28 protein-coding genes and 1 other annotated feature are annotated in these 22,810 nt (G+C 53.5%); of the genes, 26 read left to right on the top strand and 2 right to left on the bottom strand.

Annotated features, from left to right (window positions below; translation table 11 throughout):
* Positions 1 to 113: 113 nt before the first annotated feature.
* The 7 genes from dnaX to M655_RS00270 all read left to right on the top strand — a co-directional run bounded on the left by dnaX (position 114) and on the right by M655_RS00270 (position 4,923).
* On the top strand, positions 114 to 1,823 hold the full coding sequence (gene dnaX, locus M655_RS00300) for a DNA polymerase III subunit gamma/tau (protein ID WP_007776318.1): 1,710 nt from the start codon (positions 114 to 116) through the stop codon (positions 1,821 to 1,823).
* Positions 1,824 to 1,871: 48 nt separating this feature from the next.
* Positions 1,872 to 2,183, top strand: a complete 312-nt coding sequence (locus M655_RS00295; RefSeq protein WP_005830527.1) for a YbaB/EbfC family nucleoid-associated protein — start codon at positions 1,872 to 1,874, stop codon at positions 2,181 to 2,183.
* A gap of 28 nt (positions 2,184 to 2,211) precedes the next feature.
* On the top strand, positions 2,212 to 2,808 hold the full coding sequence (gene recR / locus M655_RS00290; RefSeq protein WP_005830525.1) for a recombination mediator RecR: 597 nt from the start codon (positions 2,212 to 2,214) through the stop codon (positions 2,806 to 2,808).
* Positions 2,809 to 2,872: 64 nt separating this feature from the next.
* Positions 2,873 to 3,361 (top strand): SRPBCC family protein, encoded by a 489-nt coding sequence (locus M655_RS00285; protein WP_003843412.1) that lies wholly within the window; start codon positions 2,873 to 2,875, stop codon positions 3,359 to 3,361.
* 59 nt (positions 3,362 to 3,420) lie between these two features.
* Entirely contained in the window at positions 3,421 to 4,395 is a 975-nt protein-coding gene (locus tag M655_RS00280; protein ID WP_005830521.1) for a CPBP family intramembrane glutamic endopeptidase, read from the top strand.
* Positions 4,396 to 4,410: 15 nt separating this feature from the next.
* Positions 4,411 to 4,641, top strand: coding sequence for a DUF2508 family protein (locus M655_RS00275; protein ID WP_005830519.1), 231 nt, complete (start codon positions 4,411 to 4,413; stop codon positions 4,639 to 4,641).
* Positions 4,642 to 4,653: 12 nt separating this feature from the next.
* The gene (locus M655_RS00270) at positions 4,654 to 4,923 is read left to right on the top strand and encodes a pro-sigmaK processing inhibitor BofA family protein (protein ID WP_005830517.1); all 270 of its coding nucleotides are present in this window, start codon (positions 4,654 to 4,656) and stop codon (positions 4,921 to 4,923) included.
* Between the two features lie 6 nt (positions 4,924 to 4,929).
* Here M655_RS00270 and M655_RS00265 read toward each other — a convergent pair whose 3' ends face one another.
* A complete protein-coding gene (locus tag M655_RS00265) occupies positions 4,930 to 5,460 on the bottom strand; it encodes a hypothetical protein (protein ID WP_005830515.1) in 531 nt (176 codons plus the stop codon).
* Between the two features lie 394 nt (positions 5,461 to 5,854).
* Between M655_RS00265 and M655_RS00260 the strand changes: the two genes are divergently transcribed.
* The 12 genes from M655_RS00260 (at position 5,855) to rsmI (ending at position 14,676) form a co-directional block, all read left to right on the top strand.
* A complete protein-coding gene (locus M655_RS00260) occupies positions 5,855 to 6,871 on the top strand; it encodes a Rossmann-fold NAD(P)-binding domain-containing protein (protein ID WP_241764869.1) in 1,017 nt (338 codons plus the stop codon).
* 59 nt (positions 6,872 to 6,930) lie between these two features.
* Complete coding sequence (locus tag M655_RS00255) at positions 6,931 to 7,113, top strand: sigma factor G inhibitor Gin (RefSeq protein ID WP_005830511.1); 183 nt, start codon at positions 6,931 to 6,933, stop codon at positions 7,111 to 7,113.
* Between the two features lie 131 nt (positions 7,114 to 7,244).
* Entirely contained in the window at positions 7,245 to 8,717 is a 1,473-nt protein-coding gene (locus M655_RS00250; RefSeq protein ID WP_026556973.1) for an aminotransferase class I/II-fold pyridoxal phosphate-dependent enzyme, read from the top strand.
* A gap of 48 nt (positions 8,718 to 8,765) precedes the next feature.
* Positions 8,766 to 9,407, top strand: a complete 642-nt coding sequence (gene tmk, locus M655_RS00245; protein ID WP_005830508.1) for a dTMP kinase — start codon at positions 8,766 to 8,768, stop codon at positions 9,405 to 9,407.
* Positions 9,408 to 9,539: 132 nt separating this feature from the next.
* Complete coding sequence (gene darA, locus M655_RS00240) at positions 9,540 to 9,869, top strand: cyclic di-AMP receptor DarA (protein WP_005830506.1); 330 nt, start codon at positions 9,540 to 9,542, stop codon at positions 9,867 to 9,869.
* Between the two features lie 144 nt (positions 9,870 to 10,013).
* Positions 10,014 to 10,460, top strand: coding sequence for a YaaR family protein (locus tag M655_RS00235; protein WP_005830505.1), 447 nt, complete (start codon positions 10,014 to 10,016; stop codon positions 10,458 to 10,460).
* A gap of 16 nt (positions 10,461 to 10,476) precedes the next feature.
* Positions 10,477 to 11,457 (top strand): DNA polymerase III subunit delta', encoded by a 981-nt coding sequence (gene holB, locus M655_RS00230; protein ID WP_026556972.1) that lies wholly within the window; start codon positions 10,477 to 10,479, stop codon positions 11,455 to 11,457.
* A gap of 3 nt (positions 11,458 to 11,460) precedes the next feature.
* The gene (locus M655_RS00225) at positions 11,461 to 12,276 is read left to right on the top strand and encodes a PSP1 domain-containing protein (RefSeq protein ID WP_005830502.1); all 816 of its coding nucleotides are present in this window, start codon (positions 11,461 to 11,463) and stop codon (positions 12,274 to 12,276) included.
* 28 nt (positions 12,277 to 12,304) lie between these two features.
* Positions 12,305 to 12,676 carry a DNA replication initiation control protein YabA gene (gene yabA, locus M655_RS00220; RefSeq protein WP_005830500.1) on the top strand — a complete coding sequence of 124 codons (372 nt, stop codon included), beginning with the start codon at positions 12,305 to 12,307 and terminating at the stop codon, positions 12,674 to 12,676.
* A gap of 95 nt (positions 12,677 to 12,771) precedes the next feature.
* A complete protein-coding gene (locus tag M655_RS00215; protein WP_005830499.1) occupies positions 12,772 to 13,539 on the top strand; it encodes a tRNA1(Val) (adenine(37)-N6)-methyltransferase in 768 nt (255 codons plus the stop codon).
* On the top strand, positions 13,490 to 13,789 hold the full coding sequence (locus tag M655_RS00210) for a GIY-YIG nuclease family protein (RefSeq protein WP_005830497.1): 300 nt from the start codon (positions 13,490 to 13,492) through the stop codon (positions 13,787 to 13,789). The genes M655_RS00215 and M655_RS00210 overlap by 50 nt, the downstream gene beginning before the upstream one ends.
* On the top strand, positions 13,786 to 14,676 hold the full coding sequence (rsmI, locus tag M655_RS00205) for a 16S rRNA (cytidine(1402)-2'-O)-methyltransferase (RefSeq protein WP_005830496.1): 891 nt from the start codon (positions 13,786 to 13,788) through the stop codon (positions 14,674 to 14,676). The genes M655_RS00210 and rsmI overlap by 4 nt, the downstream gene beginning before the upstream one ends.
* Positions 14,677 to 14,829: 153 nt before the next feature.
* Here the strand turns inward: rsmI and M655_RS00200 are convergent, their stop codons facing one another.
* A complete protein-coding gene (locus M655_RS00200; RefSeq protein WP_007776347.1) occupies positions 14,830 to 15,081 on the bottom strand; it encodes an AbrB/MazE/SpoVT family DNA-binding domain-containing protein in 252 nt (83 codons plus the stop codon).
* Positions 15,082 to 15,506: 425 nt separating this feature from the next.
* Positions 15,507 to 15,762: a binding site (T-box leader), on the top strand.
* Between the two features lie 53 nt (positions 15,763 to 15,815).
* On the opposite strand from M655_RS00200, the gene metG reads away from it, so the two are divergent.
* The 7 genes from metG (at position 15,816) to M655_RS00165 (ending at position 22,592) form a co-directional block, all read left to right on the top strand.
* Complete coding sequence (metG, locus tag M655_RS00195; RefSeq protein WP_025848803.1) at positions 15,816 to 17,840, top strand: methionine--tRNA ligase; 2,025 nt, start codon at positions 15,816 to 15,818, stop codon at positions 17,838 to 17,840.
* A 27-nt stretch (positions 17,841 to 17,867) separates the two neighbouring features.
* Positions 17,868 to 18,638 carry a TatD family hydrolase gene (locus tag M655_RS00190; protein WP_005830491.1) on the top strand — a complete coding sequence of 257 codons (771 nt, stop codon included), beginning with the start codon at positions 17,868 to 17,870 and terminating at the stop codon, positions 18,636 to 18,638.
* Between the two features lie 369 nt (positions 18,639 to 19,007).
* Positions 19,008 to 20,105: a resuscitation-promoting factor gene (locus tag M655_RS00185; RefSeq protein WP_025848801.1), complete on the top strand. Its 1,098-nt coding sequence runs from the start codon at positions 19,008 to 19,010 to the stop codon at positions 20,103 to 20,105.
* 177 nt (positions 20,106 to 20,282) lie between these two features.
* Positions 20,283 to 20,831, top strand: a complete 549-nt coding sequence (rnmV, locus tag M655_RS00180; RefSeq protein ID WP_025848799.1) for a ribonuclease M5 — start codon at positions 20,283 to 20,285, stop codon at positions 20,829 to 20,831.
* A gap of 3 nt (positions 20,832 to 20,834) precedes the next feature.
* Positions 20,835 to 21,731 carry a 16S rRNA (adenine(1518)-N(6)/adenine(1519)-N(6))-dimethyltransferase RsmA gene (rsmA, locus tag M655_RS00175; protein WP_005830486.1) on the top strand — a complete coding sequence of 299 codons (897 nt, stop codon included), beginning with the start codon at positions 20,835 to 20,837 and terminating at the stop codon, positions 21,729 to 21,731.
* Positions 21,732 to 22,020: 289 nt separating this feature from the next.
* A complete protein-coding gene (gene veg / locus M655_RS00170) occupies positions 22,021 to 22,293 on the top strand; it encodes a biofilm formation stimulator Veg (protein ID WP_005830485.1) in 273 nt (90 codons plus the stop codon).
* Between the two features lie 119 nt (positions 22,294 to 22,412).
* Complete coding sequence (locus M655_RS00165) at positions 22,413 to 22,592, top strand: small, acid-soluble spore protein, alpha/beta type (protein ID WP_005830483.1); 180 nt, start codon at positions 22,413 to 22,415, stop codon at positions 22,590 to 22,592.
* The last annotated feature ends 218 nt before the right edge of the window (positions 22,593 to 22,810 follow it).

The following is a 22,810-nucleotide window of genomic DNA, read 5'->3' as shown; positions in this document are numbered from 1 at the left end:
AAAGCGTCCCGCACACTTGTGAACGGGGCGTTTTCTTTGTATGAACGGTACCAATCGTGTATAATGAATAGGATATGGAAGAGGACTGTGCAGATGGGGAGTGTCACACGAACATGGCTTATACCGCGCTATACCGCGTATACCGGCCGCAGACGTTTCAGGATGTAGTCGGACAAGAACATGTGACGATAACCTTGCGTAATGCTTTACGCGAAAATAGGCTTTCTCATGCTTATTTGTTCAACGGTCCCCGAGGTACGGGAAAGACAAGTGCGGCCAAAATTATGGCCAAGGCAGTGAACTGCGAGCAGCCGATTGATGGCGAGCCGTGCAATCAATGTGAGACATGCAAAGCGATTTCCAATGGTTCTGTAACTGATGTGCTGGAGATCGACGCCGCCTCCAACCGCGGAGTCGAGGAAATCCGGGACATTCGCGATAAGGTGAAGTTTGCTCCGAGCGACGTCAAGTACAAGGTGTACATCATTGACGAGGTGCACATGCTGACGACAGAGGCATTCAACGCCCTGTTGAAAACGCTGGAGGAGCCGCCTTCCCACGTCATCTTTATTTTGGCCACGACAGAGCCGCACAAGCTGCCGGCAACGATTATCTCCCGTTGCCAGCGCTTCGATTTTCACCGGATTCCGTTAAAGGTGATGGTCAATCTGCTGCAGCGGATTTGTCAGTCGCAAGGAGTGCAGGTCGAAGAACAGGCCTTGCAGCTCGTGGCGAAGATGGCGGAGGGCGGGGCGCGTGACGCGCTGAGCTTGCTGGACCAGGCGATCAGCTACAGCAAGGATCAGGTGCGCGCCAGCGATATCATGCAGATCACGGGTACGGTGGCCCAATCGTATTTTTCCGTCCTCGCGAGATATATTGCCCAAAACGATGTCGCGCAGGTGATGGAACAATTCGATCGGGTAATGGTGCAAGGAAAAGACCCGGAGCAGTTCTTGCACGATTTTCTCTACTATTACCGCGACATGCTGTTGCTGAAAACAGCGCCGCAACTGGAGGAGATTGTGGAGCGAACCATGATCGACGACCAGTTCCAGGAGGTTGCCAAGCTGTATTCTTTGCCAGCCCTGTATGCGACGATCGAGACGTGCAACCAGGCGCTGTCCCAGTTGAAATGGTCGACGTATGCGCGGGTGCTGGTGGAGCTGACACTGGTGAAGCTGTGCCAGCCAAACGCCCAGGTAGCGGCGGCGACAAGCGGAACGGCGCCAGCGGTCGGCAACGAGGAACTGACCGTTATGGCGACACGGCTCAGTACTTTGGAGCAGCGGCTGAATCAGGTGCTGCAAGGCCAAGTCAGCTTGCCCGGCCAGCAAAAGTCCGAGGAGCCGCGCAAAAGCGAGCCGAGACGCGTGGTAGCAGCCGCAGGCGGCGGTTCGCGAACACCGCTCAATCGCGTCAGGGAAGTAGCCAAGGCGCTGGATGAGAATTTGACCAGACAGGTTCGGGGGCAGTGGAGCCAGATTTTAACCGAGCTGAAAAAGATCAAAATCCAGTATCAGGCGTGGCTGGTCAACGGTCAGCCTGTAGCCGCCGGGAACGATGCGGTGATCGTCACTTTTTCCAGCGCGATCCATTGTGATAAAACCATGGAGCCTGAACTGAAGGGCGTCGTGGAGCGAGTCATGTCTACTGTGCTGGGAAGGCCGTTGCAACTGTTGTCCGTCATGGAGGAAGAATGGCAAGGCATCGACCAGCAGGCGGCAGCGCAAAAAGACGGCCCGGCCACAGAGCAGGAAGATCCGTTTCTGGCAGAAGCGATCAAGCTTGTAGGGGAAGGACTCATAGAAGTAAAAGACTAGCCAGTCCAAACAATCGACAATCATAGGGAGGATACCTGAATGAAAAACATGCAGCAAATGCAACAGATGATGAAGCAAGTGAAGAAAATGCAGGAAGAAATGCAAAAAACGCAGGAAGCGCTGAAAGACAAAATCGTCGAAGGCTCTGCGGGCGGCGGCGCGGTAATCGTCAAAGCCGATGGACACAAGCAAGTCAGAGACATCGTCATCAAGCCGGAAGTCGTTGATCCGGAAGATGTGGAAATGCTGCAAGACCTGGTGCTGACAGCCGTGAATGACGCGCTGCGCAAAGCGGATGAAATGATGGGCAAAGAAATGGGCAAATTCACCGGAGGCATGAACATCCCGGGCCTGTTCTAAAATCGGGCAGGAAAAGAGGTTATTCGCGATGTTCTATCCAGAGCCGGTCTCCAAGCTGATCGAAGGCTTTATGAAACTGCCCGGCATCGGTCCCAAAACCGCTGGGCGGCTTGCTTTTTTTGTGCTGAACATGAAAGAAGACGACGTGCTTGATCTGGCAAAGGCGTTGGTCAACGCCAAGCGCCAGCTTCACTATTGCTCGGTCTGCAACAACATTACTGATCTTGATCCGTGCCACATTTGCCGGGACAAACGCAGAGATGGCTCGATCATTTGCGTCGTCCAGGAACCGCGCGATGTCGTGGCGATGGAAAAGACGAAAGAGTTCGAGGGCTACTATCACGTGCTGCACGGCGCGATTTCTCCGATGGACGGCATCGGGCCGGAGGACATCCGCATTCCTGATCTGCTGAAGCGACTCGGCGACGAACAGGTGAAGGAAGTGATCCTCGCCACCAATCCGAACATCGAAGGCGAAGCCACGGCGATGTACATATCGCGGCTCATCAAGCCGTTCGGAATCCGCGTGACGCGAATCGCGCACGGATTGCCAGTGGGTGGAGACCTGGAATACGCGGACGAGGTTACCTTGAGCAAAGCGTTGGAAGGCAGGCGCGATCTATAAGAGTGAAAAAGAAGACGGGGGAACTGCCTGTCTTTTTTTCGTTTAGGCGACAAGGAGGGGCACGATGCCTGTTATTCGCATGGAGTTTACGATTCAGGCGCCGCAGCAGATTTGCTTTGATGCGGCGCGCAGCATTGACTTGCACATGGAGTCTACCGCCAGTACGCGGGAAAAGGCGATCGGCGGGGTCACCAGCGGATTAATCAACCTGGGCGAGACGGTTACGTGGGAAGCGGTCCATTTTGGAATCAAGCAGCATTTGACTGCCAAGATTACGGAAATGGAAGCGCCCCGTTATTTTGTCGATGAAATGGTCTCCGGCGCGTTCAAGCGTTTCCACCACACGCATGAGTTCGTGCCGCTGGGCGAGAACGAAACGAAAATGCTGGACACTTTTGACTATTCCTCTCCTTTTGGCATCTTGGGAAAGCTGTTTGACTGGCTGGTGCTTGAGGCGTACATGACCCGTTTTTTGCGCACGCGAAACGAGTACATCAAGCAGGCAGCCGAAGCAAAGGCCCGGGCTTTGCAGCAGGAAAGCAAGAAATCGTGAGAAGACGGCGGACTTTTTTTCGTGGACGAGACATAGAGTTGAAGTAGGAGCGTGAGGAAATGCTGACAGGACCAGGACCGTCGCTTGCGAGTTGGGCTGGGCGACAAAAGTCCACGCCGTGGGCGATCATGCTGTTTATCGGGTATTGGCTGATGTTTGCGGCCGAGTTTTCCATGATTCGCTTTCGTCTCGGAGAGGACGGCAAGTGGATTGCTTCTACGGCAGACCAACCACAGGCATGGGTAGGGCTGCTTGTTTTTGGGGTCGCGGTGCTTAGCGTCATCGCAGCCGTCGGCTTCATTTACGGCCTCGCGCGTGAAAGCAGGCAGACCTTGTGGCTATGGGGAAATCGCGAGCTGACAGGCAACGACGTGGTGCACATCGTGGCGTGGATGCACGTGTTTCAGACGGCGGTGCTGATCTTGTACGGTTTCGTGCTGGAAGACTCGCTATTTGCTGTCGGAACGGTTGCGGGCACATTGGAGTCGGCTGTCTTTCAATTGTTTCTGCTCATCCTGATTCCGCTGTGGTTTCGCGGACGGCTAGGGGAAATCGGGGTGTGCCGACCCGTTCGGATCAAGCAAATGCTCGTCTTGCTGCTGGTGCTGTTCCTGCTGATTGTGCTTTTGCTGGACGTGCTGGTGACCAATCCGATAGCCGACTGGCTTGGGCTGTCGCTGTCTTCGGAGCGAGAGCAGCAGATTGAAAAGGAGATTGTTTCGGCGAAGGATACCGATTTGCTGGCGGCGCTGGCATCGCTTGCGGTCATAGGGATCATGGTGCCGATCGCAGAGGAAATTTTGTTTCGCGGTGTGATTCAGACTTATCTGGTTCGGCGCGTAGGAGCAGTGGCAGGCATTGTGCTCAGTAGCTTCTGGTTTGCTCTTTTGCACATTGACGTGGCGTTGTTTGCGCCGCTGTTTGTCATCGGGCTTTTGCTGGGCTTTGTCCGGCACCGCTACCAGTCGATCTGGGGAGCTGTGCTGCTGCACGCGGTGAACAACATGACGGGGGTTTTGTATTACTTTAACTAAAGGAGGGTCTGCAGGTTGAGCAGGTGGGGCAAAAAAGAGCGGGTTGTCATTGACTGGGATGCCGAAAGTCTGGATGTAGCCGTGAATCAGGCCCGTGAGGATTGGCAGCATGCCCGCCATCTCGTCGAGGTCAGCGAGCCGGATGGCGGTTTGGAGGATGTCATCTACTATTTGCACGTAACGGAAAAGCGGTATATGTACTTGCTGGCACAGGCAAAACGCGAGCGGCATCGCAAGCACGCGTAGGAGGGGGCAATCATGGCTACGGGGTGGATCATCGCTCTGATTATTGTCGGGATTTTGCTTTTGACAGCGGCAAGCAAGTCTGTGACTACGCCGATCAGGTGGATCGGCTTTGGAGTCATGCAGGTTGTCATTGGCGCCATTTTGTTGTTTTTCACCAATCTGGTTGGCGAGTTGGCCAGCTTCCACATTCCGATCAACCCGGTCACCGCGCTGGTCGCCGGATTTCTCCGCCTGCCAGGACTCGCCGCCCTGATCGTCATCAAGCTGTGGATCATGTCCTGACGATTTTTAACCATCTGTTTTCAAAAAGGCAATGCCGCGGTTCTCGTATTTGACCCGGCTTTCGCTGGGTTGGCGAAAAGAAGCGAGCAGGGCAATCAAGCGAGGCAACGCCACGATCACGACACCGCCGAGCAAAGTAAGCCCGTAGTCGGCCGAAAGCCAGACGTACGCTCCGGCCGCAATGAAGACGCTGCCGAACAGCACCGTGCACTCGCTGGCCCGATAAACGGACAGCGGCACGGGAAGCAGGTACCCGGCCCCCCACCATGGAGAGACGAGCATGTCGGCGGTTGTCCGTGGCTTTTGCGAGCGCAGGCGGGCGTAGAGCCGAAAAATGAACAGGTGGCAGATCGGCACAACGGGCAGGATCGCCAGCGTGACGACGAGCGAGGCGACAGGCACCTGCAACAGCATGGAGCTGCCGATCAGGGACAGGCCGATCAGCACGAGCTGAAGCAAATACCCGATCAGCCCCCAGCGAAAACGGTAGAGCAGCTTGTAGCTGTAAATCGTATGTTGGTGGGCATGTCCCTTCATAAAAAGTCACTTCCTTTGCGGTCTGGTTGTCGAGACTGGCATGTATGTACGACAGCGATCACGCTGTTGCTGTTCTTTTCCCCATTATCGCACAGTCGCAAATCTTGAGAAAGCCAGTACCTGATGCTGACAAGCCGTTGGTCCTTTGCCGGACTGGCGGCTTTTTTGTACAGATAAGTGCAACTAAGGCTGCGCCAAGCCATTGGCGCAGCCAAGTTTTCTAACCGTTTGCGGCCTGGAAAACAGTACGCTTCCGGCAGGCAAACGAAGCCGCTGATGTGATGGGCAAGCGGTTTATGGGTACGCTAAAAAGGAATGAATTGGGATTGGCCGTGATTGGGCACGAAAGATGCGGCGAAACATGCCGCCAAGCCAGAGGAGAGGAGGAGGACATTTGCGCCATCAGCGTATGAAGTTATGGGTCGCTGCTGAGCAAACCTTACACAAGTGGGGCGAGTCGCTAAAAGAATGTGGAATTGATCTGCTCGTCGCGCAAAAAAAGGAACCCGCCGAAGAGGTGGACGGGCTTTTGCTGACGAGGCTGGGCGATTACAGCCGCCTGCAGGAACTTGGCGGAAACAGCTTGCGCCAGGAAAACAGCCCCGTTTTGCTGCTTGTATTTGGAGACGAAGCGCCGTATGGCTGGGCTGATGAGCTGGCGGCAGCGTGCGAGGCCAGCCAAAAGCCGTATGAAGTGGTGCGGATGAGCCTGTGGTCAGGAAAGGAACGGGTGCTGCTCGGGGGCGGTCCGGTCGGACAACAGATGCGCCGCCTCTGTCGGCTGCTCGCTGACCACGGCAAATTGTCCATGGTATGCGGACGGCGGGAGGTAGATGAAGCGATTCGCCAGCTCCCCCGCTATTTGGCGTGGAAGGAACGATTTTATTGGGAGATGGGCGAGGCGTGTGACGACAACGGCGTATCGCTCAAGCAGGTGTCCCGGGCGTTGGGGCTGGACACGCGAGTCGGGCAAGGCTGGTTAGACCCCGTGCACCAGGATCATTCGCTTGTCTGCGCGTGGCTCGTGCGGGAATGCCAACATGTCCTGCAAAAAACGAAAATCGAGCGAATCGCGCTGATTGGCCCGGCAGACTTGTGGAACAAAATGCCCCAAGGCTGGCTTGCCGATAAGGCGGTCGCTGTGTACACGGGGACGGACGAGCCATTTCCGAACGAGGCACGTCCGGGGTGGGTCCGTTGCGATTCCTGGAAGGCCGCTGTGCAGGAAGCCGATTTGCTTGTGATCGGTGACGGGCTGGAGGTGGCCGCCGAGCTATCCTTGCAAGAGCTGGCCCACACGATGCGACAATCGCTGGTCGTTGATGCAGCCTCCTGTTTTCCTGCCCAAGAAGCCCAGCTCTTTTGCAAAGGTTACCGAGCTGTCGGCGAAAAGACGAACGTTTGGGAATGATGCCGATTATAATGGGGTATAATGGTTGGTAGATTGAGGAAAAGGGCAGGCGTTTTACTATGGAAAAAGTTGCTCAGCGATGTATCGTCTGTGAACAGGAGCAAAATGACGGAATCGCCATTTGCGAGCAGTTTATTTGCCAGAAATGCGAACAGGAAATGGTAAATACCGACGTCCAGGACGAAAAGTATCCGTTTTTTATCCACCAGATGAGACGTATTTGGCTGCGAAAAGATGCGTGACGGAAAAAGGCATCGGCATTCCCGGTGTCTTTTTTCGTTTGCCAAAAAGCTTGGCAAAATTCCGTTATTCCCTTGTCAAATCATGCTAAAATAATGGGTAATTCATTCATGACAAAGGACGTGAGTCGCGCGTGCTTACGAGAGATGCTGAATTTCGGGAGCGGCAAAAGCGTGCGCCCCTGTATGAACATCTGGAACGGCACGCGAGGCATCGCCCGCATCCGTTTCATGTGCCAGGACACAAGATGGGCCACAGCTTTGACAGCCACGCCAAGCAGCGGTTTCAATCCATACTGGAGCTGGATTTGACAGAAATCACCGGAACCGATGACCTGCACCAGCCCCAGGGCGTGATTGCAGAAGCCCAGGCGTTGGCTGCGGAGGCTTTTTCAGCCGAAGAGACGAGATTTTTGATTGGCGGCAGTACAGTCGGAAACATCGCCCTCATCATGACGGTATGCCGGCCTGGAGATAAAATTTTGGTACAACGCAACTGCCATAAATCTGTTTTTCACGGAATCATCCTGGCGCGGGCGACGCCTGTATTTTTGGTGCCGGCCGTAGATTTGGCAACAGGCGTGGCTGCGGGAGTCAGACGCGAGGATGTGGAGCGTGCCCTGCAAGCACACCCGGATGCCAAGGCTGTTTTTTTGACGAATCCAACCTACTACGGGATGGGGATCGACTTGGCAAAAATGGCGGCAATCGTGCATCGGCACGACATTCCGCTGTTGATCGACGAAGCGCATGGAGCGCACTTTGGCTTCCATCCGGCTTTTCCTCTCTCGGCGATGCAGTCGGGGGCGGATGCGGCCGTGCAGTCCACGCATAAAATGGCTTCGGCCATGACGATGTCCTCCATGCTGCATTTGCAGGGCGAACGAATAGACCGGGAACGGCTGTATCGGCAGCTTGCCATGCTACAGTCTTCCAGCCCGTCGTATGTTTTGATGGCTTCGCTCGACCTGGCTAGACGCCATCTGGCGTTGGAGGCTCACGAGGAATGGGAGCGGCTGCTGCCGCTTTTGGACAAGCTGCAGGAGCGAACAGCCCAGATGGAGTGGCTGGAGTGGCCGCAGCCGTGCGCAAGCCGGGTGTACACGACATTTGATCCGTTGAAGCTGTTTTTGCATTTGCGAACCGGACAGATGAGCGGGTTTGCCCTGCAGGAATTGATGGAAAGGCACGGACTTTTTCCCGAGCTGGCCGACGAGTCGCACGTGCTGTTGGCCGCGTCAGCGGGAACCTCTCTGCGGGATCTGGAGGCGCTCCTTCGCTTGCTGGAATCCATCTCGCCGGAGGTAGAGCTGGAAGAGGAGCGGATTTTGCTGCATGGCGTAGTCTCCTCGCATTACTTGCGCAAGCAGGCTGTGCCGATGCACGAGGCTGTCGACCGTCCGCGGGAGACGATTCCGCTGGAGCGGGCGTTGGGACGGGTAGTTGCGGAGATGGTCATCCCTTATCCGCCAGGCATTCCGGTGTTGGTGCCGGGAGAGCGCATGGACGAGGAAGGCTTGGCGATGCTTGCCGAGCTGCGGAGGGGACATACCCGTTTTCACGGGGTACAGGATGATCGGCTGCAAACGATTCAAGTATTGCGTTAATTTATAGCTGGCAAGCATGCGGCCTGTGACAGCAGGTACGGAAGGAGTATGGAAGTGACAACAGGACAAAAAGGCCGATTTTTTACAATCGAAGGCGGCGAAGGAGCGGGGAAATCGACCGTGATCGCCAAGCTGTACGAGGAGCTGAGCGCGCGCGGAGTGGACGTGCTGTTGACGCGAGAGCCGGGCGGTATTGATATTGCGGAGAAAATCAGGGAAATCATCCTCAATCCGGCGCATACACAGATGGACGAGCGGACGGAAGCGCTGCTGTACGCTGCGGCGAGACGCCAACATTTGGCGGAAAAAGTGCTGCCGGCTCTGGCGGCTGGCAAGCTCGTGCTGTGCGACCGTTTCATCGACAGCAGCCTTGCTTACCAAGGCCATGCGCGGGGACTTGGCATTGATGCAGTGTACGAGATCAACCGCTTTGCCGTCGGGGATTGCATGCCGGAGCTGACGCTGTTTTTTGACGTGAAGCCCGAGACGGGGCTTGCGCGGATCAACAAAGCGCGCGGCCGGGAGGTCAATCGCCTCGATCTGGAAGACATCCGCTTTCACCATCTGGTCAGGGAAGGGTACCGACTGGTGATGGAAAGAGAGCCGGAGCGCTTTGTCGTCATTGATGCCGAGCAACCGATGGAGCAGGTGTACGAGTCGGCACTGCGCGCATTGCTTGCCAGATTGTAAGGTTCGCAGTACCGCATGTACAGGTACATACTGTATAATATGTTTAGGCGAAATATCGTACCAAGCCTACGTGTTTTTCATACAATGAAGCAAACCATGCGGGATTGATTCTTGCGGAAAGGGTGATAGCCGATGAAAATGGTAGTTGCGGTCGTCCAGGACAAAGATAGTGGTCGTCTGTCTCAACAACTGGTGAAGAAAGGGTTTCGCGCGACGAAGCTCGCCAGTACCGGAAGCTTTTTGCGAGCTGGCAACACAACGTTTTTGATCGGTACGTCTGACGAAAGCGTGCCGGAAGTAATCGACATCATTGCGCACCACTGCAAATCCCGCAAGCAAATGGTCACTCCCGTTTCCCCTCTCAGCAATGCGGTAGATTCGTTCATGCCGTACCCGTTGGAAGTGCAAGTGGGCGGAGCCGCTGTGTTTGTGCTCGACGTCGGAGAGTTCCACTCGTTTTGACGCAATGCGACCCGGCGCAACTGCAATCTGCAATGAATCCTTCTTCCAATCTACAGGTTCCTGCTCTCTTTTTTCGCCGCTTTCGTTTATACTTGATCTAACGGGGAAAAAATCCTCTACTGATCGGTTCTGTGGGGTGGCGTGATGAAAATCGGCGACGGGCCAAGACCTAAGCTGGACATGATAAAAACCGCGGATTCGCGGAGAAATCCTCAGCTCGAAAAGCTGAATTTTGGCACGATGATGCAAGGAGAAGACGAGCGCATGTCCCAGGAGCTGCTCAACCGACTGCTCGGCGACATTGACAGGATGGGGCAAATTCTCGCCAGATCCCGCTCGGTTCGCGACTTCTATTCCTATAAAAACCTCGTCAAACAGTTCATGGAGGAAGCCGTCAAGTACGGCGTCGCCCTGGATGACCGGCGAGGAATGAATCGGCGAGGCCGTAGCAGGCTTTACAAAATCGTCAAACAGGTCGATGCCGAGCTGTTGCGTCTGACAGACGAGTTGCTTAGCGATCAGGCACCGACGATTGATTTGTTGGCCCGGATTGGCGAAATCCGCGGCATGCTGATTAATTTGTATTTTTAGTGGGTGTGAAACCATTATGACATGGACCCGTTTTTCCCAGCAGCCACGCGCTTCGGAGCTGCTGTACCATAGCCTGCTCAACAACAGACTGGCGCACGCTTATTTGCTCGCCGGTCCGAAGGGAGCAGGCAAAAAGCAGATGGCCCTGCATCTGGCGAAGTCCCTTTTTTGTCCGGAAAGGGAAGCGGACGCCTGCGGGGCCTGTGTTACATGCAGGCGGATTGAAGGGGGAAACCACCCCGATGTGCTGTTTATTACACCGGACGGGGCCTCAATAAAAATCGACCAGATTCGCGCGCTGCAAAAAGAAATGGCGATGCGTGCGGTAGAGTCCGGGCACAAGGTGTACATCGTTGAACACGTCGACAAAATGACGACCCAGGCCTCCAACAGCCTGCTGAAGTTTTTGGAGGAGCCGCCCGCTGGCGTGCTTGCCTTGCTGTTGACGGAACACAGCCACTCGATCCTCCCGACGATTTTATCCCGATGCCAAATCGTTCAATTCTCGCCACTTTCTGCCGAAGCGATCGCCGAACAACTCCGGGCAGACGGCATTACAGCCGGGATGGCGCAGGTTGCCTCCCACATTACGACAAATGTGGAAGAGGCCAAGGCACTCAGCCAATCAGAATCGTTTGCACAGCTAAGAAATCTAGTGATACAATTGAGCCATGAGTGCAAACAGCGTAATTCGTCTGCGCTCTTCACCATCCATGATATGTTGCAAAAGAGCGACAAAATCAAAGAGGAACTACCCCTCTTTTTAGATTTGCTCATCCTTTGGCTGCGCGATATCCTGTATGTGCAAGTAGGCAGGCATGCCCATCTCATTAACAGCGACCAACAGGATGTGCTGCAAGGACAAGCACTGGTATGGACAAAAGCTGAGCTCTTGCATGGGATAGATTTGGTCATGGATACGAAAAATCGGATAGAGCGAAACGCCAACGCACAGTTGGCTCTTGAGCGGTTGGTTCTTCAATTCCAGGAGGGATAACCCTTGTATGAGGTTGTTGGGGTCCGTTTTAAAAAAGCGGGCAAAATATATTACTTCGACCCTGACCGACTGCCGATAGAGAAAGATTGCACCGTAATCGTCGAAACGGCGAGAGGGGTCGAATATGGCAAGGTCGTCATCGGCAAAAAAGAAGTCGCTGAGTCCGATGTGGTGTTACCGCTCAAAAAGGTCATTCGTATGGCTGACGAAAAAGACGCAAAGCAGGTTGATGAAAACAAGCAAGCTGCCAAGAATGCCTTTGCCGTGTGCCAGACGAAGATCAAGGAGCACAAGCTTGATATGAAGCTGGTCGATGTGGAGTACACATTTGACCGCAACAAGATCATTTTTTATTTTACCGCGGACGGCAGGGTTGATTTCCGCGAGCTGGTAAAAGACCTCGCTTCCGTGTTCCGCACTCGCATTGAGCTGCGTCAGATTGGCGTGCGTGACGAAGCGAAGATGCTGGGCGGCATTGGCCCCTGTGGCAGGCTGCTTTGCTGTTCGACTTTCCTCGGCGATTTCGAGCCTGTTTCGATTAAAATGGCCAAGGATCAAAACCTTTCGTTGAATCCAGCAAAAATCTCCGGTCTGTGCGGTCGGTTGATGTGCTGTTTAAAATACGAGAATGACAACTACGAAAGCACGCGTGATGAAATGCCGGATGTCGGCAAAATGGTCACTACCCCGATGGGAAATGGACGAGTCGTTTCCGTTAACGTACTGGATCAGTCCGTTCAGGTGGAGCTTTCGATCGACAAACGCATCACAGAGTTTGGTTTAGATGAGATTGCGATAGGGCTCCCCACCTATGAATAAAGTGTGGGGGTAGGGGAGAGGTGAGCTAGTGGACAAACGGGAAATCTTCGTCAAGATGGCGAGCATTGAAGAACGAATTGGGGACCTGTACAAAGAGATCGGTGAGTTGAAAGACGTCATCGTCGTTTTGATGGAGGAAAACGCCCAATTACTCGTTGAAAACCAGCATCTTCGCAACCGACTGGAAAAGAAAAAGACTGGCTCTCCGGCAAAACAAAAGGGAGCAAACCCTGTCGCCAAGGAGAAAGCGAAAAAAGCCGTGGTCGGGGAAGGGTACGACAACCTTGCCCGCCTGTATGCAGAAGGGTTTCACATCTGCAACGTGCATTTCGGCAGTCTGCGCAAAGAAGGGGATTGTCTGTTCTGTCTCTCGTTTTTGAGCGGAGGACCTCAAAAATAAAAGGTGACGAGCGATCACCACATGGAGAAAGCGACCTGTGCCACGTGTCAGGTCGCTTTTTCCAAGACAAGGAAAAAAGGAGTAGGGAACAAAGGATGGAACCAGTCATTAACGTGCCGCTCTATGATGCGGAGCGCATTGACGATTTATTGACTCACGAAATGAAAATTATCCAGAGCCACGAGGTGTTCTGTTTTTCGATGGACGCCGTGCTGCTGGCGCGGTTTGCGTCCGTTCCCAAGCGCGGGAGAGTGCTCGACATGTGCACGGGCAACGGAGCGATCCCGCTTATCATGACCACGCGCACACCGGAAGCGCGTTTTGATGGCATCGAAATTCAGCAGCGGCTGTTCGACATGGCGAGCCGCAACGTGACGCTCAACGGACTGACGGAGCGGATCGAGATGCACCACGGAGATGTCAAGGACGCGGTATCGCTTTTCGGGCACGGGAAATTCGATCTGATTACGTGCAATCCGCCTTATATGCCTGCGACGAGCGGGGAGAAAAATGTAAGCGAGCATTTTGCAATCGCCCGTCATGAGATTTTGCTCTCGCTGGAAGACGTCATTCGCGTGGGCAGCCAGTTGTTGAAAAACGGCGGCAAGCTTGCTCTCGTTCACCGCTCGACGCGGTTGATCGACATTATTTCCTTGATGCGCCAGTACGGAATCGAGCCGAAGCGGATGCGTCTGGTTTACCCGCGCAAGGAAGCCGAGCCGAATATGGTGCTGATCGAAGGAATCAGGGGTGGCAAGCCGGAGCTGAGGATTCAGCCGCCGCTGATTGTCTATGAGAATGGTGAGGAATACTGTGAAGAACTGCAAGAAATTTACTTCGGCAGACGAGATTCCCTCGCATAAAAGCCATTTTGTCTACATTCTCGCCTGCGCGGACGGCTCCTTGTACACCGGCTATACGACGGAGTTGCTGCGCCGCCTGGCGATGCACAATGAAGGCAAAGGGGCGAAATACACCAGAGGGCGCGGGCCGCTTGCGCTTGTCTTTTGGGAAGAAGGGCCTGACCGTTCGTGGGGCTTGAAGCGCGAGGAAGGAATCAAACGGCTGAATCGCAAGCAAAAAGAACAGTTGATTGGAGGGACGCCGCGATGAATATACAGCGCAGCTTTGCGCAGGAAGAAACAGGTGTCCTGTATCTGGTCGCTACGCCAATCGGCAATCTCGATGATATGACGGTCCGTTGCCTGGAAACGCTGCGGGCGGTTGATGTGATTGCCTGCGAGGATACGCGTCAAACAAGGAAGCTGTTGAACCATTTTCAAATCGAAAAGCGCACCGTGAGCTATCACGAACATAATAAGGAAGCGAGCGGTCAGGGGCTGCTGCAATGGCTGGCCGAAGGAAAACAGATCGCGCTGGTGAGCGACGCCGGACTTCCGGCGATATCCGATCCGGGCGCTGATCTCGTGCGCGATGCGGTCGCTGCCGGATACCCTGTCGTTCCGGTGCCAGGAGCCAACGCAGGGCTGACGGCGTTGATCGCTTCGGGGCTGCCGACAGACCGCTTTGTCTTTTGCGGCTTTATCGGCCGGGAAAACAAGGAGCGGCGCGAAGAGCTGGAACGACTCAAGCGCTACCCGGAGACGCTGATTTTTTATGAAGCGCCGCACCGCATCGAGAAGACGATTGCGGCCATGCGGGAAGCGTGGGGGAATCGGCGGGCCGTGCTGGCGCGCGAGCTGACCAAGCGCTACGAAGAGTTCGTGCGCGGCACTTTTGATGAGCTGCTGGAATGGCTGGGCAATGGCGAAGTGCGCGGCGAGTTTTGCGTGATTGTCGAAGGCTTTACAGGCACAACCGCTGCTGAAGCAGACGAGGAAAACATCTGGTGGCAGCAGTTGAGCATTGTCCAGCATGTCGAGCATTACTGCGAGCAAGGCTTGAGCAAAAAAGAGGCGATCAAACAGGCGGCAGACGATCGCGGTTTGCCCAAGCGCGACGTCTACAACGAATACCACCGCGACCAGGAAGACGAGTAAGATGAGCAGGAAGCTGACCGAACGGGTCGGCTTTTTCTTTTCGTCCGATCAACCAGCGCAGCAGCGACGCAGGCAGTACAAATAGCCTCCGCGAAGCTTGTCCCTTTGCGAAGGCATATCGTATGTAAATCAAGTACGTATGGAAATGAGTGTTTAGCGTTTAACAACAGGCATCTCGGTCAGGCAATCCTGGCACACGATTTTACCTTTAAAATGAGATACTTTATCAGCGTTTCCACAGAAGATGCAAGCAGGCTCGTATTTTTTCAGGATGATGCGCTCGCCATCTACGTAAATTTCCAAAGCGTCTTTTTCCGCGATGCCCAGTGTGCGGCGCAATTCGATCGGAATAACGACACGACCCAGTTCATCTACTTTACGAACAATCCCTGTTGATTTCATCATAGTAAATTCTCCTCTCAAGTCTTCATATGTCGATGTATTGGTAAACGCTCATCATTAATCGTCAATATTCGACATTATCTGTTGGGATTATCATACCAGCGATTCCCAAAGGTGTCAACATCATTTTGACAAATCTTTGAAAAGCAAAGTTTTTTTTGAAAACAGGAAAGCTGATATATCAGCGTTTCGTAGAAAAATGGAAACGGTATGGAAAATTTTATGGATAAAATTAACTGGGAGAAATGCGTGTCGAATCGGTCACTTTATGTCGAATAAAGCCGCGCCCATTCGACAAAAAAGCCTTGTCTTCTCTTTTTTGCCTTTTCCTGTCATGTATAAAATAAATCGTAGCCGTTCGGCCCTCCTGGATGTTTACAAAACAAGTCGGTCGTGTACAATAGAGGGTAAATGAGGGAATTGATAGCAAAACGACTATGATGGGAAGAGTAAGCCGATCCTCCTTATCCCAGAGAGCCGGGGTAGCTGAAAACCGGCATAAGCGAGCAGGCTGAACATGGCCCCAGAGTCTTGCAGATGAACAGCCACGGAAATGACCGTGCCCAGTAGTTTGTGACGTCGGCCCACGTTACGGGCAGAGTCTGTTTCAGACTCACCAAGTCCGTTGTCCGCGAGGGGAACGGAGCATTTGGGTGGTACCGCGAGTTAGAGCTCGCCCCAATTTTTGGGGTGGGCTTTTCTATTTTTCTAAACGTTATCAGGAGGGGCTAGGTTGCATGAAACCAACATATTACATCACCACACCGATTTACTATCCAAGCAACAAGCTGCACATCGGCAATGCCTACACGACAATTGCTTGTGATGCTCTGGCGCGCTACAAACGTTTGCGCGGCTATGACGTCTACTACCTGACAGGTACGGACGAGCATGGACAAAAGCTTCAGGAGCGCGCAGCCGAAGACGGCAAACAGCCGCTGGAGTTCATCGATCCGGTTGTTGACTGGATTCGCGACCTGTGGCAAAAACTGGACATCTCCTACGACGATTTCATCCGCACCACGCAGCCGCGTCATAAGGAAGTCGTGCAAAAAGTGTTCCAGCGTCTGCTCGATCAGGGCGACATTTACTTGGGCGAGTATGAGGGATACTACTGTGTGCCGGACGAGGCTTTCTGGACCGAGACACAATGTAAGACCGACAAAGGCTACATTTGCCCGGATTGCGGCCGCGAAGTGAAAAAAGTGAAGGAGAAAAACTACTTCTTCCGCTTGTCCAAATACCAGGACAGATTGCTCGCCCACATCGAGGCGAACCCTGACTTCATCCAACCGGAGAGCCGCCGCAACGAGATGATTAACAACTTCCTCAAGCCGGGCCTCCAGGATTTGTCCGTATCCCGCAGCACGTTTGACTGGGGGATCAAAGTGCCTAGCGATCCTGAGCACGTCATTTACGTCTGGATCGACGCGTTGACCAACTACATTTCCGCGCTCGGCTACTTGTCTGACGACGACAGCAAATACCGCCGTTTCTGGCCTGCGAATGTGCATATGGTGGGAAAAGACATTTTGCGCTTCCATACGATCTACTGGCCGATTTTGCTGATGGCGCTCGATGTGCCGCTGCCAAAACAAGTTTTCGGTCATGGCTGGCTGCTGATGCCGGACGGAAAAATGTCCAAATCCAAAGGCAACGTCATTGATCCGAAGCTGCTGATTGATCGCTATGGCTCCGATGGCGTGCGCTACTTCCTGCTGCGCGAGATCAACTTCGGCCAGGATGGCATTTTCACCCCGGAATCGTTTATCCAGCGTCTGAACTACGATCTGGCAAACGACATCGGCAACCTGCTGAGCCGTACCACTACGATGATCGAAAAATATTTCGATGGCATCGTGCCAGCCGCACAAGATGCCGGAGAGCCGGATGACAGCCTGATCGGCCTGGCGATGAAAACAAAGGCGCTGGTCGAGGAGCATATGGAAGAAATGCGTTTCTCCAACGCGCTTGCCCACATCTGGGAGCTGGTAGGACGCACCAACAAATACATCGACGAAACGATGCCGTGGAATCTGGCAAAATCGGAAGAAACCAAGGGACGTTTGGCAACGGTCATGTACAATCTTGCGGAGAGCATCCGCATCACCTCCATTTTGATTCAGCCGTTCATGACCAAAGCTCCGGCGAAAATCTGGGACCAACTCGGAATCCTGGGCAACGAGCAGGCAACAAGCTGGGAATCTGCCGGCGTCTGGGGCGGATTGCCTGCCGGAAGCACTGTCAGCCGCAAAGAGCTGCTGTTCCCGCGCCTGGACGTGCAGGCTGAGCTGGCCTTCATCGACGAATCGACAGCAGAAGCGCGCCGCCAAGCAGAGGAAAACAAGAAAAAGCAAGACGCATTGAAAGGGGAAGCACCTGTGAACGAAACGACTGCCAACCAAGCTGAAGTGACAGAAAAACCAGCGGATGCCAAAGAAGAGATCGGCATTGACGACTTTGGCAAAGTAGAGCTGCGCGTCGCGCAAGTAGTGGAGTGCGCGAAGCATCCGAATGCCGACAAGCTGCTGATTTTGCAGCTCGATCTCGGCTATGAGAAGCGCCAGGTTGTCTCCGGTATCGCCAAATACTACACTCCGGAAGAAATGGTCGGCAAAAAAGTAATCCTCGTCGCCAATCTGAAGCCAGTCAAGCTGCGTGGCGAGCTGTCGCAGGGCATGATCCTGGCAGCATCCGCAGGCGACCAACTGACGCTGGCGACAGTCGATCCGAGCATGCCAAACGGAGCGATTGTGAAGTAACGAGGGCTAGGAAAGGAAGGACCTATTTTGCTATTTGAAACGCACGCGCATCTGAACGCGAAGGAATTCGACGAGGATCGCGAGGAGGTCATTGCCCGCGCGCGGGAAAACGGCGTCAGCACGATCGTGAACATCGGGTTTAACGCGGAAACCATCCCGACCTGCATGGAGCTGGCGAAAACCTATGATTTTATTTACGCAGTCGTAGGATGGCACCCTCAGGACGCAAAAGATATGACAGACGAGCATCTGGAATGGATCGAGGAGCTGAGTCGTGATCCGAAAGTAGTGGGGCTGGGCGAAATGGGCCTCGACTACTACTGGGATACGTCGCCAAAAGACGTGCAGGCCGAAGTGTTCCGCAAGCAGATTCGTCTGGCGCGAAAACTCGACATGCCGATCATCATCCACAACCGGGACGCTCACCAGGATGTTTTGACGATCCTCAAAGAAGAGAAGGCAGCAGAAGTCGGGGGAATCATGCACTGCTTCTCGGGTAGCTGGGAGACAGCGAAGCAGGCGCTGGACATGAATTTTTACATCTCGTTCGGCGGCCCGCTGACTTTCAAAAACGCGAAGCAGCCAAAAGAAGTAGCGGCCAAAGTACCGCTCGACAAGCTGTTGATAGAAACAGACTGCCCGTACCTCACTCCTCACCCGTTCCGCGGCAAGCGAAATGAGAGTGGCTACGTGCGCTACGTCTGCGAAGAAATGGCGAACATTCGCGGCCTGTCTTACGAAGAAATGGCGCAAATCACGACGGAAAACGCAAGGCGTCTGTTCCGCCTTCAACCGTAAACAAACCGCAAGCAAAAACGGGAAATCACGACATATCACGTGATTTCCCGTTTTTTTGTTCCTCGATCTTGTTGTTCTACTCGTTTTTGGTGGCGCATACCTTGAACAATGTGTCGAACGATTATTGTCCATCCGACACGGCTCCTCGACAGGAATCTGCTACCATTCGCCATCTGTTTTTTGCTAGTCTGTTAGCATTATCGCTTCGGCCAAGGGAGGGTAAATTTGACAAAGCCGGGAAAGTGACATACAATCAAAGCCGACCTTGCTAAGTACTGGCCACTTCCAGAATATTAGTGCAATTACATCGACCCTTACCTGGCTAGACAGGAGAAGCCTCGTGCTTTTCTAGGAAAAGGAGTGTGGGAAATGGAGTTACGCGCGATATGGGAAAGGTATAAGAATCGGGGACTTGTTCTTTTTGGCGTCCTCTCTCTTGTTCTCATTCCCATGATTGGCTATTTCTCTGCCCAGGCTACCCAGCCAAAACAGGTCACTTTTTCGTTGGACGGAGAAAGCCAGACGGTAGCTACCAAAGCGAGTACCGTTGAGCAGTTCTTGACCGAGCGAAACATTACGGTAACGGAAAAGGATTCCCTTCAACCAACACCTGAGACGAAGCTATCAGACGGAGCAATGATTACTTTACATACAGCCTGGTCCATTCCGGTCCAGGTTGACGGGCAGACAAAAACGATACTGACGCTTAGCCGCGATGTTGCTGGCGCGTTGAAGGACAGCGGCATTGCGCTAGGTGAAAAGGACCGGGTGGAGCCGGCCTTGAGCGCCTCGCTGACCAAAGACTCGACAATCACGATCAAGCGCGTCGTCGAGCAGATGGTAAAAGTCGAGGAGCGAGTTACTTTCCAGGAAATACGCAAAAACGATCCAGCGTTAGAGAAAGGCAAGTCCCGTGTATTGCAAAACGGGCAAGAGGGTAAGGCAATTGCACACTACAAGCTGGTTATGGAAGACGGGAAGGAGGTCTCCCGTGAACTGGTGACAAGAGACGTGCTTGTGCCGAAGAAAGACCAGATCGTGGCGGTGGGAACGGCAGTTCCTGCGCTGCAAAACAACGATCCGTCGCAACGGGTCTTGGTCGCTTCAGCAACGGGTATGGTCTCGCGTGGTGGAAAAGTATTTAGGCCGAAAAAAGTACTGAACGGGGTTACCTTGACCGCCTATTCTCCTGCGGGGGGAGGCAAACACCCTAGCTCGCCAGGCTACGGCCGCACGGCGACGGGCGTGAAGGCCAAGGCAGGTCATACCATCGCTGTAGATCCAAAAGTGATTCCGTATGGCTGGTGGGTTTACATCGAGGGCGTTGGGTATCGCCGGGCAGAAGACACGGGCGGAGCGATGCGTGGCGGCAAAATTGACGTGTTTGTAAGCACGGAGGCAGAGGCTGTTCAATTTGGCCGCAAGCGCAACAAAACCGTCTATATAATCGGGCCGCAGAAACCGTAAGACAGGGGCGAACAGCTCCTGTCTTTTGTCTTTGGCGTTTTGGGAATAGTCGTGATAAGCTGTTTGATAGTTAGACGGTTCAAAGCGCAGAAACGTTTCGCGAAACAAGGGCTTTTTGCCTGATTTTTTTGGAACACTATGACCAAAAGCGACATCGTACGAAAGTGGGAGTACATGATGAAGATAAAAGAAGTGATTGTGGTGGAGGGGAGAGACGATACCGCTGCGATCAAGCGGGCAGTTAACGCGGACACGATTGAGACAGGCGGCTCCGCCATCCACGCCAGAACGATCGAAAAAATCCGGCTGGCACAGCAAAAGCGCGGTGTCATTATTTTTACCGACCCGGATTACCAGGGGGAGCGCATCCGCAAAATTATCAGCCGATCGGTGCCGGGCTGCAAGCACGCCTTTATCACGCAAGAGGACGGCACGAAAAAGGGCGATATCGGGGTAGAGAACGCTTCTCCTGACGTGATTGTTCGCGCGCTCTCGGAAGTCCGCACAGAGATGGCGGAAACGGTCGGGGAGATTACGGCTGACGATCTTCTGAAAAACGGATTGACGTCAGGCGGCGACGCCAAGGAGCGGAGAATCAAGCTGGGCGAAGCATTGGGCATCGGATACGCCAACGCCAAGCAAATGCTGCAACGGCTCAATGCCTTTCAGATCAGTCGCGCGGAATTTGAGGCGGCGATAGAAGCCATCAACAAAGAGAGGGAGTAAGCGATGACGCAAGCAACAGGCAAGGATATTGCCACACCTACGCGAACGAAGGAAATTTTGGAGAAGTACGGCTTCTCCTTTAAAAAGAGCCTGGGACAAAACTTCTTGGTGGACACGAACATTTTGCATAACATTGTCGCCGAAGCCGATCTGACGAAGGACAAAGGCGCAATCGAAATCGGGCCAGGCATCGGCGCTTTGACCGAGCAATTGGGACGAGCAGCAGGCAAGGTCATGGCGATTGAGATTGACCAGCGGCTTCTGCCTATTTTGCAGGATACGCTGTCGCCCTATGAAAATATCGAAGTCGTGCATGGAGACGTGCTGGAGCTTGATCTGAAAGCGCTGATTGCCGAGAAGCTCTCCGGGGTAGAGAAGCTGAGCGTCGTAGCCAATCTGCCCTATTATGTGACGACGCCGATTTTGATGAAGCTCCTGGAAGAAAGGCTGCCGCTTGAGAACATCGTCGTGATGATCCAAAAGGAAGTGGCTGAGAGAATCGCGGCCAAGCCCGGAACGAAAGACTACGGCTCTCTCTCGGTAGCGGCGCAGTTTTATGCGGAAACAGAAGTCGCGATGATCGTCCCGGCCAGTGTGTTTATTCCTCGTCCGAACGTCGATTCTGCAGTGATCCGGCTCAAGGTCAGAGATCGTCCGCCTGTCGATGTGGACGACCAGGACGTGTTTTTCCGCGTGGTGCGCAGCTCGTTCGCCCAGCGCCGGAAAACGTTGTTGAACAACCTGATGAACGGTCTGTTTCTCAAAACACAAAAGGATGAAGTAATACAGATGCTCGCCGACATCGGCATCGAACCGACCAGACGCGGCGAAACCCTCAGCATCGAAGAGTTCGCCCGCCTAGCCAACGAAGGCTTGCGGCGCGGCCTGATTGGGCAATAAGACAAACTTGGCCTCCGTTTTTGTACTGAAAAAGCCAAAAACGGAGGTTTTTTTGTCGATTTTGGCGTAAAAAAAGGCTTCGCAGCGGGCAAGCTATCACCGGAAAGCGTTGCGGGAGCAAGGTTTTGCAAAAGCCTGCACATACTATGCAGAAGTGGTGACAAATATCTACTTTTTTTATGAAAAAAACCCCGTTGACAAAATATCTACAGGGTTGCTATAATTTTTTATTTCTTTGACAAAATATATGTGAGCTGTTATAATAGATGTAAGCGAGGTGGATGGAACAATGGCAAGAAACGCGTTACTTGACATTAAACGCAGTTTAGACGGGCACATTGGTGAGCGCATCCTTCTGAAAGCCAATGGAGGTCGCCGAAAAACCGTCGAACGAAGTGGCATCCTCGAAGAAACATACCCATCTGTGTTTGTGGTAAAGCTTGATGACGATCAACTCTTTGAGCGGGTCTCTTACAGCTACGCTGACATCTTGACGGAAACAGTAGAGTTGACGGTGTGCCGCGAAAACGAGCACATCCGCATCACATTTGTACAACAGTAGAGCCCTTTTGGGTTCTACTGTTTTATTTTTGCTATCAAAAGGTTGTAAATATTTGGGTGACAAGATGAAAAGTCTGGACTTGGAGCACACTATACCTGTCAACGGGAAGGGAGGATGCTATGGGTCGCAGACGAGGAATGATGTCGGAGCAGTTCAAGATGGAACTCGCCAAGGAGCTTGGCTTTTACGACAAGGTACAAGCAGAAGGTTGGGGAGGCATCACGACGCGTGACGCGGGAAACATGGTGAAGCGGGCTGTACAGCTTGCTGAAGAGGCGCTGGCCGCAAGACGGTCATAGCCCGGTGTTGGACGCAGGCGGACACATCCAATCTCACGGAGAATACCATACAGACTCGTTGACAGGGCCGGGGCTTCCCGGCTTTTTTGCTGCCGAAAACACTGCTGAATTTTCGAAATAACCATAATGATCTCGATCCTGTTCTTTTTGGGGGGTTCAAGTGGCAGGAGAGAGATTGGCTATGCTACAATAAGAGACTAGGAAATTTAGTAAAGTAG

Origin of the sequence: Brevibacillus sp. NSP2.1 (assembly GCF_000470975.2) — a bacterium.
Classification (GTDB): Bacteria; Bacillota; Bacilli; order Brevibacillales; family Brevibacillaceae; genus Brevibacillus; species Brevibacillus agri.
This window is presented reverse-complemented; position numbering and strand designations above follow the sequence as displayed.